9 protein-coding genes are annotated in these 15,033 nt (G+C 36.6%); all 9 read left to right on the top strand.

Translation table 11 applies throughout. The features are described from left to right. Positions 1 to 370 precede the first annotated feature (370 nt). The gene (locus EXIGUO8A_RS08390; RefSeq protein WP_236564456.1) at positions 371 to 3,562 is read left to right on the top strand and encodes a SusC/RagA family TonB-linked outer membrane protein; all 3,192 of its coding nucleotides are present in this window, start codon (positions 371 to 373) and stop codon (positions 3,560 to 3,562) included. A 9-nt stretch (positions 3,563 to 3,571) separates the two neighbouring features. Continuing rightward, complete coding sequence (locus tag EXIGUO8A_RS08385; RefSeq protein WP_159302762.1) at positions 3,572 to 5,449, top strand: RagB/SusD family nutrient uptake outer membrane protein; 1,878 nt, start codon at positions 3,572 to 3,574, stop codon at positions 5,447 to 5,449. Between the two features lie 67 nt (positions 5,450 to 5,516). Further along, positions 5,517 to 8,861, top strand: a complete 3,345-nt coding sequence (locus EXIGUO8A_RS08380) for a VCBS repeat-containing protein (RefSeq protein WP_159302761.1) — start codon at positions 5,517 to 5,519, stop codon at positions 8,859 to 8,861. Positions 8,862 to 8,863: 2 nt separating this feature from the next. Then, a complete protein-coding gene (locus EXIGUO8A_RS08375; RefSeq protein ID WP_159302760.1) occupies positions 8,864 to 10,225 on the top strand; it encodes a phosphatase PAP2 family protein in 1,362 nt (453 codons plus the stop codon). Next, positions 10,215 to 11,900 (top strand): CRTAC1 family protein, encoded by a 1,686-nt coding sequence (locus EXIGUO8A_RS08370; RefSeq protein WP_159302759.1) that lies wholly within the window; start codon positions 10,215 to 10,217, stop codon positions 11,898 to 11,900. The genes EXIGUO8A_RS08375 and EXIGUO8A_RS08370 overlap by 11 nt, the downstream gene beginning before the upstream one ends. Positions 11,901 to 12,029: 129 nt before the next feature. Next, positions 12,030 to 12,554: an RNA polymerase sigma factor gene (locus EXIGUO8A_RS08365; RefSeq protein WP_159302758.1), complete on the top strand. Its 525-nt coding sequence runs from the start codon at positions 12,030 to 12,032 to the stop codon at positions 12,552 to 12,554. Positions 12,555 to 12,565: 11 nt separating this feature from the next. Beyond that, entirely contained in the window at positions 12,566 to 12,979 is a 414-nt protein-coding gene (locus EXIGUO8A_RS08360; protein WP_159302757.1) for a hypothetical protein, read from the top strand. A gap of 84 nt (positions 12,980 to 13,063) precedes the next feature. Next, complete coding sequence (locus EXIGUO8A_RS08355; protein ID WP_159302756.1) at positions 13,064 to 13,669, top strand: TetR/AcrR family transcriptional regulator; 606 nt, start codon at positions 13,064 to 13,066, stop codon at positions 13,667 to 13,669. Next, entirely contained in the window at positions 13,670 to 15,010 is a 1,341-nt protein-coding gene (locus EXIGUO8A_RS08350) for a TolC family protein (RefSeq protein WP_159302755.1), read from the top strand. Positions 15,011 to 15,033 lie beyond the last annotated feature (23 nt).

The following is a 15,033-nucleotide window of genomic DNA, read 5'->3' as shown; positions in this document are numbered from 1 at the left end:
TACTTAATTCATACACAAAAGTTAGTTCTCCTCACAAATAAAATATAGCAAAATCATTGTAATGTATCAGGTTTTATAGGAACTGATAAAAATATTCACAAAAGACACAATATATTAATTTGATAAAAATTTAAGATCTAAATAACAATTTCAAAATTTATCATAGTATAATTTATTAAATTAACATTTTATTATATATTTGTTCACAGTAGCATAGTGTATCATAGTCTCTTCATCTCAAAATAGCTTCCAAAAGAGTCTATAATGCCTATGCTAACATATTTAACTAACAACTGTAAGAACTAACTTTATGAATTATCAAACAGACTTTTCTAAGTTTTCCATGATTCGGAATCATGTAAGCTTAACGATGATTTTATTTTTTAGTGGATTTCTCTTTATGAATCTCCACGCACAGACAACCGTTTCTGGAACTGTAACATCAGCTTCAGACAACATGCCGTTACCGGGCGTATCAGTCATAGATGCGAATAACCCAACAACGGGAGTACAAGCGGATTTTGATGGAAACTTCACCATCACCGTAGATGATGGTAGTACAAGTTTACGATTCAGCTACATTGGTTTTAAAGCTGTGGTTGTTCCCGTAAACAACCAAAGCACCATCAATGTATCTCTTGAGGAAGACGTAGCCAATTTGGACGAAGTTGTAGTCGTTGGTTACGGTACTCAGAAAAAAGCGACCGTAACAGGTGCGGTAACCGCAGTACAGGGTCCGGTTCTTGAAAGTTCGCCCGCCATTAGTGTGTCAAACTCTTTAGCTGGTAGATTACCCGGGGTAGTAATTGTTCAGACCAGTGGGGAGCCTGGTAATGACGAATCGAACATTAGTATTCGTGGAACCAATACCTTAGGAAACAACCAACCTTTGATTGTAATTGACGGAATACCAGATAGAGATGGTGGTATAGGCCGTATTAACCCAGATGATATTGCCAATATATCTGTACTTAAAGATGCATCAGCTGCAATATACGGAGCTAGAGCGGCCAACGGAGCAATAATCGTTACTACCAAAACCGGTAAAGCCGGCAAAATGCAAATAAATTATAAGGCTGATTTTGGTATAACCAGACCTACAAGAGTACCAGAAATGGCAAGTGCGGTAGAGTATCAAACTATAATGAATGAATTGGCGATTTATAACAGCAATATTCCTTCATCACAATGGGGAGCTGCAAATACCGCTTTTCAAACCTCAGGTAGTTACACTATACCAGGTAGCGATCCTGCAGAAACCGTAAACGCTGCATTTAGTCCAGAAACAATCAATAATCATAGAACCAATGCTGATCCATGGTTATATCCTGATACAGATTGGTTCGGTGCTACTTTTCAAGATTGGGCGGAACAACAAAGACATAACCTGTCTATAAGTGGTGGTAGTGAAGATTTAAAATATTATGCTTCCTTAGGTTATGCAGACCAAGGAGCTATTTACAAAAACTCTGCGAACAGATATCAACAATATAATTTTAGAATCAATACCGATGCTAGAATAAATGAATATCTGTCTACTAAGTTAAGTATGGCCTATAGAAAAGAAGATAGAACTTTCCCAACCGAAGGTGCAGGTGCTATCTTTAGAATGTTGATGAGAGGTAGACCAAATGAACCTGCAATATGGCCAAATGGCTTACCGGGACCTGATATTGAAAACGGACAACAACCAGTGGTTGTTACAACCAACGCTACAGGTTATGATAAACAACCTACAGACTATTTACAATTTACAGGTTCTTTGGATATTACCAACCCTTGGGTAGAAGGATTAAAATTAACCTTATTGGCAGGTGTTGACCAAAGTCAATTACGTAGAAAACTATGGCAAACACCTTGGACACTTTATTCTCTTGATCGTGCAAATTATATAGCTACCGGTGTTCCAGAACTTACAGGATCTATACGTTCTAATTTTACAGATGCAAGATTATTACAAGAATCTAACAACGTACTAAACACTAACCTTACCGGTTTATTAAGTTATGATAAAACCATTGGTGACGACCACACCATTAACTTATTGGCCGGTGTTACCCGTGAAAACTTCCAAGGAGAATTTTTCTCTGCATTTCGAAGAAATTTCCTTTCTACCGCTGTTGACCAATTAGGTGTCGGTGGTGAAATTGCACAGGAAACGGATGGTTACGGTTACAATAGAACCCGTTTAGGCTACTATGGTCGTGCGCAGTACAATTACAAAGAAAAGTACTTAGCAGAATTTATTTGGAGATATGATGGATCTTACATCTTCCCAGGTAATGATCGTTTCGGATTCTTCCCTGGTTTATTGGTTGGTTGGAACATTAATAATGAAGATTGGTTCAATGTTGACTCGATCAGCTATTTAAAATTAAGAGGTTCTTACGGTGAAATGGGTAATGATCAAGTTTCTTTTGACACTAATGGTGATGGAGAAATTACAGATGATGAATTACAAGAATATGCGTACCAATCTATCTATGAGTTTGGTCAATATCCAATTAATGGACAAGTGCAAACTACCTTATTTGAAAACCTCTTGGCCAACCCTAGTTTTACTTGGGAACGTGCTAAAAACTTTAACGTTGGTTTAGATGGTATTGTACTTGATGGCAAGTTAAGTTTCACTTTAGAATATTTCTTGAACAAGCGTGATCAGATTCTTATTCAGAAAACTGGTTCTACTCCGGGATCCTCAGGTATTTCTGAATTATTACCTCCTGTTAATGCAGGTAAAGTAAATAACGAAGGTTTTGAATTTGCCTTGAATTACTTTGGCGGTAGTGTAGACGGCTTCAAATGGGATGTTGGCATAAACGGTGGTTACGCGCAGAATACGGTAGAATTTTTAGATGAAATACCAGGTGCACCTAGCTATCAATTACAAGAAGGAAAGCCTATTGGTTCTTACTTAGTATATGAATCAGATGGTGTGTTTATCGATCAAGCTGCCATAGATGCCAATCAGTTAGACTATAGTGCCGTTAAACCTGTATTAGAGCCGGGCGACATGAAATTTAAAGATGTTAATGGCGATGGCGCTATCAATGACTTAGATCAAGTAAGACTTAAAAATAGTATTAATCCTAATTTCAACTATGGTGTTACGTTCAATGCTTCATATAAGAATTTTGATCTTTCTGTTTTATTACAAGGAGCTACAGGGGCTAAGTTATTTATTCAAACAGAATCTGGTGATATTGGAAACTACTTAAAGTACAGCTTTGACAACAGATGGAGTCCAGACAACCCAAGTAGCGAACACCCAAGACTTGCGAGTCGAGGAGACACCTATTATACTGGTGGAGATTATGGCAATAACACCTATAATTTGTTCAGTAAAGATTACTTAAGACTTAAAAATGTTCAGTTGGCCTACAATTTCCCTTCAGAAATGATTGAGCAATTTGGTCTATCTAAATTTAAGATATATATGAGCGGTCTAAACTTGGCAACATGGGCGGCACAAGATATATATGATCCTGAATCGACTAGTAATGATGGTCAGTTTTATCCGCAACAGACTATTATTAACACAGGTTTTAGTTTAACATTTTAAAAAAAAATCATGAAAAAAGGAAAAATAGTACTCTTAGGCTTACTAGCGCTAGCGTTAGTACCTATTTCGTGTAATGAAGATTTTTTAGAAACGCAACCATTAGATTCTATTTCGGCAGATGCCACTTGGTCAGATGGTACGTTAGCACAAGCTTTTGTATTTAATGTATACGCATCTCTTGGCTATGGAGGGTTTGAGGAAGAAGGCTTGGCTTCATTAACAGACGAAGCAATGTTTACACACTCCGGTAGAGGAGTAAATGTTATCACAGAAGGTTCTCTTTCACCATCAGGTACAGGAAATGTGAATATCATTCCACAATGGAACGAGCTATATTCAGCTATACGTAAAGCGAATATTGCCATACAAGAATTACCTAATTCAACTTTCGATGACCAAACGTTAAAAGACAGGTTATTGGGTGAAGCTCATTTTCTAAGAGCATATTATTACCATCAACTAATGCGTTATTACGGTGGCGCACCACTAGTTGATGTAGCATACGGCTTAGACGACGATTATTCAATTGCAAGAGGCACTTATGCTGAAAATGTAGATTTTGTAATTAGCGACCTTGAACAAGCTATTTCTCTTCTAGACGGTAAAGAAGTTACTCCTGGTAGAGCATCGATGTTAAGCGCTATGGGGTTAAAATCTAGAGTTTTAACATATGCCGCAAGTGATTTACGCGACGGTCCTACTGCCAGCGCTAAATCAGCTACATTGAGCGGGTATTCAAATTTAGAATTGGTGGCTTACACTTCTGGGGACAGAGATGCAAGATGGACTGCCGCCAAAACTGCTGCCAAGGCGGTTTTAGATGCAACCACTGGTTATAAATTAGATTTAACAGAGCCAGCAAGTGCAGAAGAAGCTACACAGACATATATCTCTATTGCTATGGGAGGTGGAAGTGCTGTAGGCGATGCTGCCGCGAGATCCGAACTTTTATTTGAAAGAACGCATTCAGCATTATTTACCGAAGAAAGTAATTGGCCATTAGGTGGTATTCACCAAGGGATCAACAACGGTCCCAACGGTTACCATAACTGGGCGGGTAATACACCTATTCAACAATTGGTAGACGACTATCAAATGATGGACGGTTCTGATTTCGACTGGAGCAATGAAGAACACGCGTCTGCACCATACGAAAATAGAGACCCAAGACTGGCAGCCACTATCCTTTATGATGGTGCCCCATGGAAACCTAGACCAGACGATGTAGCGTCAATTGACCCATATGATGAAATACAGACTGGTACCTATGCTGATGGTAGCGGAGGGATTATACCTGGTGTAGATATGCGAGATTCGCCAATTGAAAACTGGAACGGAAGTAGAACTGGGTATTATGTACGCAAGTTTATCGATCCAGACCCAGCATTGGTCGACAATCAATCAAGTGCACAAGTGGTTCCTTGGCCGTTTATTCGATATACCGAAATCGTATTGAATTATGTAGAAGCTTCTATTGCCCTAGGTGATGAAGGCGAGGCAAGAAATTGGCTGAACAAAATTCGTTTTAGAGCAGGTATGCCGGCAATTACCTCATCAGGCACAGCGCTTTTAGAAGATTATATCAATGAAAGAAGAGTTGAATTGGCATATGAAGAACATAGGTATCATGATGCTAGAAGATGGATGATAGCCGAAGAAACACTTGGTAGAGGTATTAAGGTTATGAAAGTCACAGCTACCTTAAAAGCAGGTGCAACACCAAGAACTCCTTATCAGTATGACACATCTGTATATGATTACACCTATACCGTTGTAGATAATAATGATAATGAAACCAGAACTTGGGACGACAAGATGTATTTCATGCCTATTAGTAGAGATGAAATCAATAGAAATAACCTTTTGATTCAGAATCCAGGTTATTAGTTAAGTTTAAATTGAGTTAAATTAAAGATCTATTCCTTTTTGGAATAGATCTTTTACTTTTAAACAAATGACAAAAAAACCAATCTCCATACTTTTAATTGCATTCGTACTGCTACTAAGTTGTGCAGAAAAACATAAAAAAGATAAGGTTTCTTCTACTGTAAACTCGGTAAAAAAACCATCTCTTTTTACACTTCTACCTGAAACTGAAACCAATATCTCATTTCAAAATACATTAAAAGAAGGTTTAAATGCTAATGTATTGGTATACGAATACCTATATAATGGCGGTGGTGTTGCCACAGGAGATTTTAATAATGATGGTTTACAAGATTTGTATTTCACCTCTAACATGGGTGAAAATAAATTTTATTTAAATGAAGGTAATTTATCATTTAAAGATGTTACATCAATTTCTAAAGTTTCGGGCAGACCAGGTCCTTGGAAAACCGGTATTACCTCCGCAGATGTAAACGGAGATGGAAAATTGGATCTATACTTATGTTATTCAGGGGCCTTACCAGATGCAAAGCGTAAAAATCAGCTTTTTATAAATCAAGGTAACGACACCAATAACATACCCATTTTCAAAGAACAAGCGGAAGAATATGGTTTAGCTAGTGCTGCATTTAGCAATCAAGGATATTTCCTTGACTATGATAAAGACGGTGATCTAGATATGCTTTTACTAAACCACAATCCAAAATCTTTACCTGTTTTAAATGAAGTAAGCACTAAACAGTTTTTAAAGAAAGACGATCCTTTACAAGGCATACGCCTTTTTGAACAAACAAATAACAGGTTTGTCGATGTTACCGAAAAAGCGGGTATTAGTGGCTCTGCACTCACTTACGGCTTGGGCATTGGTATAAGTGATATTAATAATGACGGATGGCAAGATTTTTACGTATCTAATGATTACACCGTACCCGATTACCTGTATATCAATAATAAAAATGGCACGTTTACAGACCAACTAGGTAAACAAATGGGGCATACAAGTCATTTTTCCATGGGCAATAATGTTGCTGATATAAATAATGACGGATTACAGGATATTTTCACTTTAGATATGCTACCTAAGGATAATAAGCGTCAAAAGTTATTATTATCGCCTGATAATTATGAAAAATTCGATTTAAACATTAGAAGTGGATTTCACCATCAATACATGCGTAACATGTTACAATTGAATAACGGTGATAATAGCTTCAGTGAAATTGGACAACTTTCTGGCATATCCAATACCGATTGGAGTTGGGCTCCCCTATTTGCAGATTTCGATAACGATGGTTTTAAGGATCTATTCATTACCAACGGATATTTTAGGGACTACACCAATTTAGATTTCATTAATTACATGGACAGTTACGTAAAGTCTAAAGGTAGGCTACAACGACAAGATGTATTGGAACTCATTAAAGAAATGCCAGCTTCTAACCTAACAAATTTTTATTATTCCAATAAAGATGGCGTCAATTTTACGGATCAGACCATAGAAGCAGGTACAAATCAGCCTGCCAATAGTAACGGTGCCATTTATACAGATTTAGATAATGATGGCGATTTAGACTTGGTGATCAACAATATTAATAAGCCCGCATTTATTTATAGGAACGATACACCAAAAAACACCAGCAATTTTCTAAATATTCAATTAAAAGGTAATAACAAAAACACAAAAGGTATAGGTACAAAGGTTAGTGTTTTTACCAATGGAAAAACACAGGTAGTAGAGCAAATGCCCACCAGAGGTTATCTCTCTACCGTATCATCAGTTCTACATTTTGGGTTGGCAAACGCAACTACTATAGATTCTTTAGTGGTAGTATGGAATTCTGGAAAAACCGAAACTATTAAAGACCTTTCAACAAACCAATTGATTGTATTGGATGAGGACAATGCCATTACAAAAGTTAAGTCCGACAAAAGAGCAAAGCCTTTATTTTCACCTGCCTCTAACGCTATAAATTTTGTACACCAGCCTTCAACGGTTAATGACTTTAAAAGACAGTCGCTTTTACTAAAGCAACTATCGCATACCGGACCACCAATTGCTAGTGCAGATTTAAATAAAGACGGATTAGAAGATGTTATTATCGGCGGTGGAGTTGACCAACCAACTTCTATATATCTTCAAAATACCAGAGGTAATTTTAAACAAAAATTGAATACAGATTTTGAGAAAGACAAAGCATATTATGATGCCGATATTGCAGTGCTTGATGTAAATAATGATGGTTATTTAGATATTTATGTAGGCAGTGGCGGCTACCATCACTTGACCGCCAATGATCCTCTCTTGCAAGACAGACTTTATTTGGGCGACGGCCAAGGAGGTTTTTTGAAAATGAAAAAATCCTTACCAACAATATCCACAAGTACCGGCTCAGTTACCTTCTCAGATATAAACAATGACTCATTTCCAGATATTTTTGTTGGAGGATATATTACTCCGGGTCGTTTTCCCGAAATACCCAGAAGTTATATTCTTATTAATGATGGAAAGGGAAATTTTTCGGATAAAACGGATGTAATTCAGCCAAGTTTAAAAAATATAGGCATGGTTACAGACTCCCAATGGGTAGATATGGATGGTGACCAAGTAGAAGATTTAATTGTGGTTGGCGAATGGATGCCTATTAGTATATACTTGAACAAAAATGGAAAGTTGACCCATGCAACAGATCAGTTTTTTGAAAAACCTCACTCTGGATTATGGACAAGCCTTCAGGTTACAGACCTAAATAACGATGGTAAACCCGATATAATAGCAGGAAATATTGGCACAAACACACAATTTAAAATTAGTACCGAAACTCCGGCAGAATTGTACTACTCTGACTTTGACAACAACGGTTCAGTAGATCCTATTCTCAATTTCTACATCGATGGCATTAGCTATCCTTATGTTACAAGAGATGAACTACTTGGGCAACTTGCCAGTAAAAGGCAGGTTTTCAATAGTTATGAGAAATATGCCGATGCACTTTTAACAGATATATTTAATGAAACTGATTTAAAAAAGGCGAAAAAATTAACTGCTCATCATCAAGAAACCACATTATACTTAAGTACTAAAAGTAAAAAATTTAAAACCACAACATTACCTACGCAAGCACAGTACGCACCGGTGTCTGAAATCATAACCTCAGATTTTAATCAAGATGGCAACAAAGACATTTTACTTTTAGGTAACGATGATAATTATAAATTAAGAATTGGTAAGTTCGACGCCAATTACGGCACGCTGTTAATGGGTAATACTAACGGAACATACAATTACATTCCCCAAACCCGATCAGGTCTCTCCATAACAGGAAGCAATACACATGCTGTGCTTATAGGCAACCAATTGATATTAACCAATTATGGTGCTCCCACTAAAACTTATATATTAGACGCTAAATAACGATGACCATATTCTTTACAAACAAAATAGGTAAATCTCTTTTAATCTTACTTCTTCTAATAGTAACGGCATGCTCTACTAAAGAAGAGCAAAAAATGAGCGATAAAGAGGTTGTATTAGAATGGGCGAACATGACTTTGTTCATTACTAGATATACGCCTTCCAACTCCCCCACTTTCGCATCCAGAGCTTTTGGATATACCGGACTCACCATGTATGAATCTGTAGTGCCAGGCTTTACCGATTACAATACCATGAACGGTCAGTTGTTAGGGTTAGAAAAGCTACCTACGATTGACGATACAAAAGAGTATGATTGGGTATTGGCCCTAAATGCAGGTCAATCAGAAATATTAAAAAACATATACGTTCAAACATCCGAAGAAAACATTCAAAAAATAGATTCTCTAGAGCAAGTTATTTACAATCAATTTCAAAAAGAAGTTGAAAAAGAAACGGTTCAGCGCTCGGTAGATTTTGGAAAAGCTGTTGCCAATGCAATTTTTGAGTGGTCTAAAACAGATGGTGGTCATAGAGGGTATCTTTTCAATTTTGACAAAACCATGGTTCACCCAGACAGACCCGGTGCATGGAAACCCCCACTGTTCGCACAATCATTCAGTCATCATCCCTTACACCCACATTGGGGCGAGAATAGAACATTTGCTTCCAAGAATAAAGAAGTAGAAGACCCAAAGATGATACCATTTGATACTACACCAGGTTCTCCTTATTATGAACAATTTGAAAATGTATACCTAAAAGATCTTGAATTAACCCAACTAGAAAAAGAAGCGGCAATTTGGTGGGGAGATGATCCAGATGTTAGTTTTACCCCACCCGGTCATTCGTATTATTTTGCAGCACTAGCCGTAGAAGGCCATGATATCTCACTTATTGAAAGTGCACAGGTATTTGCACAAGTAGGTATGGCGGTAGCAGATGCATTTATAAATTGCTGGAAATGGAAATATCAATTTTTTACCGAGCGACCTAATACGTTTGTACCAAAATATATTGATGAAGAGTGGGAGTCTTTTTGGCCCGACCCGCCGTTTCCTTCTTTTCCATCAGGGCATGCGATACAAGCGGCAGCGGCGGCTACTGTTTTAGAACATAATTTTGGTAAGGAATTCACTTTTACCGACAGAGCTCATGAAGGAAGGGAAAGAGATGAATTGAAGGAAACTGATTTTGTAATTCGTACGTTCCATTCTTTTTGGGAAGCCGCACAAGAAACAGCTGATTCAAGATTTTACGGCGGTATACATACTCAACTGGACAATGAAGTAGGTTTAGAGAAAGGCAAAGTAATAGCTAAGAACATTTACAACTTAGAATGGAGAAACCCTCATGAACAATAACACCAAAACATTCACAAACTACCTAGTTATATCCATTTTTTTCTTTGGATGGGTTAGCCATGCACAACAATTTACAGATGTTACAGAAGACTCGGGTATAAATCACCAATATGAGGTATACGAAGGTACCTTTGGTGGAGGCGTTACCGTTTTTGATTTCAATAATGATGGTTTTGAAGATCTTTACATCACCAGCGGTATAAAAGATGATAAATTATACTTGAACAACGGCGATGGAACTTTTAAAAACGTTTTTGAAGGATCTGGTCTTGAGGTTACCAGTAAGTATGTTACACAAGGCGTAGTAAGTGCCGATGTTAATAGAGATGGATTTAGAGATTTATTCATAACCACAATTACTACTACCGATGGTAAGAATATTATTCCTAGGGCAAAAAATCTATTGTTCTTAAATAATGGAGACTCCACCTTTAAAGATGTTACTAATGAATACGGATTAGAAGATTTAAATTCCTTCAGTACAGGTCCAAGCTTTGGCGATATTGATGCCGATGGTTACCCAGATTTATTTGTGGGCAACTATTTTCAAGAATTTACCGGTAAATTGGGAATCATAAAAGACGCTACCATAGTTAGTGCCAACCAAACAGCTAAAAGTTATCTATTAAAAAACGAAGGTGGGAAAAGTTTTGAAAATGTATATGATGACTATGGTCTAGGCCATAAAGGATTTGGATTTGGCGGTGTATTCACCGACTTTGACAATGATCAAGATCAAGACCTTTTGGTAAACCAAGATTTTGGGTATAAAGCAGTACCGAATTTTCTATACCAAAATGAATATCCTAATGAGCATTTTGAAGACGCAAGCAAGCAAACCGAAATGGATTTGAAAATCAACGCCATGGGAGCTGCTGTGGGAGACTATAATGGCGATGGGTGGATGGATTATTACATTACCAACATCAAGTTCAACATGCTCATGGAAAACCAAGGCAATGGAAGATCATTTGAAGATAAAGCAAAAGAATTGGGCACGTATAATTTAGCCATTAGTTGGGGTGCCAATTTTGCAGATTTTGACCATGATCAAGATTTAGATCTGTTTGTGTCTAACGGAGATTTAAATCCTAATTGCACACCCATGGGCAATTTTTATTTTGACAACAATGATAATACCTATACCGAAAAAGGCAGGGAACTTGGCATTAACGATTATGGTATTGGCAGAGGTTCAGTCATTTTTGACATGGATAACGATGGGGATATGGACTTATTGGTCGTAAACCAAAAACCTATTTTAAACTACCCTATAGCATCTACAACACGTCTTTTTAGAAATGATACTACCACCGGAAACTGGTTAAAAGTGGCATTGAAAGGTGTACAGGCCGAAGCCAACGGAATAGGTTCAAGGGTAACGGTAATTGCCAAGGGAAAAAGATTAATTAGAGAAATAGATGGTGGTGGATCCAGCCATTTGTCTCAAAACTCCGTCATTGCACACTTTGGATTAGGAGCAAATACAAAAGTAGACTCCGTTATTGTAGATTGGACTGGTGGCAATACTCAGGTATTAACTAATGTTGAAACCAACCAACAACTACAGATCAAAGAAATTGCCCAGCCCAAAAACAATCAAACTTATGTTTGGTATCTTCTGGGCGTGCTTGTTTTAATTATTACCGGTATATTTTTATATCGCAAAAAATAAACACAACTATCTGATTATATTATCTTTACCATCAATTAGGTTTCCCTTTTAAAAAAATCTTTCCTAAAAATGCAATAGGTTTTAACTTCTTCGTCTTTATATATGAAGACCAATTGAAAATACTCTTGGATGTCATCCAACCAAAAAGATAACAAGAACCTTAATAGTTTTTTTGAAGAAGAATATGGCTCGATCAAGTACTATATTCAATCTAAAATTAAACAAACATCTGAGAGTGATGCAGAAGACATTATACAAGATGTTGCATTACGTATTTTCTCTAGACCTATTGACGCATTACCTATACATAACATTGGCGGTTATGTCTATAATGCAGTTAAAAATAAGATTACCGACATATTGCGCACTAAAAAATCGCGCTTAGATGACCAAGATCAACTAGAAGAACTTTGGACGGATTTCACCAACCTATTCTATGATGAAACTTCCAACGAATATCCCCATCATGTTCGCGAAAAGCTAAAGATTGCAATTAGTGAACTAAAACCTGTGTATAGGGACATTATCATCGCGGTAGATTTTGAAAATTACAGTTACAAAGAAATTGCATCTGAAACCGGCATACCACAAGGCACACTTATGTCTAGAAGACATAGGGCATTATCAATATTACTTAAAAGTATAGAAAATTAAAAAATAGCATTATGAAATCTAATTTGGAAAAAACCATGGAAAAATCAGTGCAACATTACGTGTACAAGGCGTTTAAAATTCTCTTTTTTGTTTTACTAGGCCTCGCTATAGCCTTTTTAGTGGGCTACATTGTCATGCGCCTATGGAATTGGCTTATGCCAGATATTTTTGGATTACCTCAAATAGATTATTGGAAAGCAATGGGAATACTTCTTTTCTCCAAAATAATCTTTGGTTTTGGAGGTGGAGACGGACCAGGTAACAAGAAAAAGAACAAGCGTAAAAAGTTTGCAAAATTTGACCCATGTAAACCTGTAAGAAATGACTTTTCTAAATGGAAACATTATGATGAATTCTGGAAAAATGAAGGAGAACAAGCCTACAAAGACTATGTTGCTAGAAATGAATCTATAAACAACGGATGATCTTTCCAAATAACATTAACAAATTGTAAAACTTAGGAAACTTTTGAAGTTTCTAAAGTTTCCTGATGTATATTTGCAGTCGTTATGAAAGAAAAAATAAGGGATACTGCTACACAGCTTTTCTTGGAACGTGGTTTTAAAAGTATAACCATGGACGATATTGCCAATGAAATAGGCATGTCTAAAAAAACTATATACAGCGAATATGAAAATAAGACATCGCTCGTAGAAGATTGCGTAATGGCAAAATTTTGCGTTCTTAATGAGGGTATAGATCTAATAATAGCAATGGAAAAGAATGCTATTGAGGAATTATACGAGATCAAAAGATTTGTAATGTCTCATTTAAACAACGAAAAAAGTTCCGCTCAGTTTCAGTTAATGAAATACTACCCAAAAATTCATAAATCGTTAAAGCATCTGCAATTTGAAAAAATGCACAAGTGTGTACTCTTAAATGTAGAACGCGGTTTAGAACAAGGGCTTTTTAGGGACAACGTAAATCCTGAATTTGTAGCTCGAATATATTTTAGCGGTATGAATACCATTAAAGATCAGAACATTTTCCCTTTAGACCTTTTTCCCATCTCTGAACTTATGGATTCATTTTTAGAATACCATATAAGAGGTATCGTTACCCTTAAAGGAAAAGCCATATTAAACAACATCATCAATTCAAATCAAGAATAAATGCGAAATCAATTAGTAATTTTAATCACGGTACTAGGTCTCAATTTAGGCTATTCACAAGAGCAGACGTACACCTTCACACTAGAAGAAGCCATTCAATTTGCCTTAGAAAACAACTACGCTGCCATAAATGCCAACAGAGACATCATTGATGCCCAAAAGCAAAAATGGGAGACAATAGCCGGTGGTTTACCGCAAATAAACGGATCAGTTGGGTACCAAAACCAACTAAAGCAACCTGTTACGCTTTTACCTGCGGAATTAGTAGGTGGTGCAGCCGGAGAATTTATTCCCGTAGTGTTCTCGCAACCACAGTCTATGACCGCTACTGCAACGTTGACCCAACAGATTTTTGACGGCTCATACATTGTAGGGGTACAAGCAACTAAAGCTTTTTTAAGTTATAGTGCCAATAACAAGGAAAAAACAGAGCTAGATGTTAGACAACAAGTAGTAGAGGCATATGGTAATGTACTTTTGGCAGAAGAATCGGTTGCTATTTTAGAAAAGAACAAGGCCAATCTCGAAAAAAATCTTTACGAAACCAGCAAACTTTACGAAAACGGCTTAGGAGATGAAGAAAGCGTAGATCAACTACAGATTACACTTTCTTCCATAGAAAATCAATTACAAAATGCATTAAGGTTAAAAGATATAACCCTACAAATGCTCAATGTTAGCATGGGCTTAGATTTAAATGCTCCAACACAGTTAACAGAAAATCTAGAAGATCTTACCGTTTCTAAAATGGACCTAGGTATTCAAGATACGGCATTTAACATCAGTGAAAATGTAGATTATAAACTTGCAGAAAATTTAAACGAACAACGCTATTACGAGTGGAAACTAGCTCGAAGCCGTGCTTTACCAACCCTAAATGCGTTTGTAAATTACGGCAGTTCTGCATATTCAGAAAGTTTCGACTTTTTTAGTGGAGACCAAGAATGGTTCGATTCTTCTATACTAGGTTTCGATTTGAACATACCTATTTTCAGTTCTTTAAAACGTAGTGCCAGTACCCAACGTGCAAAAATTGCTTTAGAAAAAGCTAAAACACAGTTGACCGAAGCAGAACAACAAATTAGATTACAGTTAGAGAATGCCAAAAACAATTATACGTTGGCCATAAATAATTATGAAACGGCAAAACAAAACCTTTTACTCTCTGAGCGTATTGAAAATAAGAACCAAATTAAATACAAAGAAGGTTTGGCAACTAGTTTTGAGCTTAGACAGGCACAAACCCAACTATATACTACACAACAAGAATTTCTACAGTCTATGGTTGAGGTTATCAATAAAAAGACCGAATTAGAAATTATACTAAATACAAAATCCTAAATAGTCAATCATAAAAAAAACAA

It is taken from the genome of Maribacter litoralis, from assembly GCF_902506355.1.
In the GTDB taxonomy this organism is placed as follows: domain Bacteria; phylum Bacteroidota; class Bacteroidia; order Flavobacteriales; family Flavobacteriaceae; genus Maribacter; species Maribacter litoralis.
This window is presented reverse-complemented; position numbering and strand designations above follow the sequence as displayed.

What these genes read in the sequence shown, in the direction of transcription:
- EXIGUO8A_RS08370 (WP_159302759.1), top strand. Translation starts at nt 10,215, where the DNA reads ATGAACAATAACACCAAAACATTCACAAACTACCTAGTTATATCCATT.
- EXIGUO8A_RS08385 (WP_159302762.1), top strand. Translation starts at nt 3,572, where the DNA reads ATGAAAAAAGGAAAAATAGTACTCTTAGGCTTACTAGCGCTAGCGTTA.
- EXIGUO8A_RS08355 (WP_159302756.1), top strand. Translation starts at nt 13,064, where the DNA reads ATGAAAGAAAAAATAAGGGATACTGCTACACAGCTTTTCTTGGAACGT.
- EXIGUO8A_RS08360 (WP_159302757.1), top strand. Translation starts at nt 12,566, where the DNA reads ATGAAATCTAATTTGGAAAAAACCATGGAAAAATCAGTGCAACATTAC.
- EXIGUO8A_RS08390 (WP_236564456.1), top strand. Translation starts at nt 371, where the DNA reads ATGATTTTATTTTTTAGTGGATTTCTCTTTATGAATCTCCACGCACAG.
- EXIGUO8A_RS08375 (WP_159302760.1), top strand. Translation starts at nt 8,864, where the DNA reads ATGACCATATTCTTTACAAACAAAATAGGTAAATCTCTTTTAATCTTA.
- EXIGUO8A_RS08365 (WP_159302758.1), top strand. Translation starts at nt 12,030, where the DNA reads ATGTCATCCAACCAAAAAGATAACAAGAACCTTAATAGTTTTTTTGAA.
- EXIGUO8A_RS08380 (WP_159302761.1), top strand. Translation starts at nt 5,517, where the DNA reads ATGACAAAAAAACCAATCTCCATACTTTTAATTGCATTCGTACTGCTA.
- EXIGUO8A_RS08350 (WP_159302755.1), top strand. Translation starts at nt 13,670, where the DNA reads ATGCGAAATCAATTAGTAATTTTAATCACGGTACTAGGTCTCAATTTA.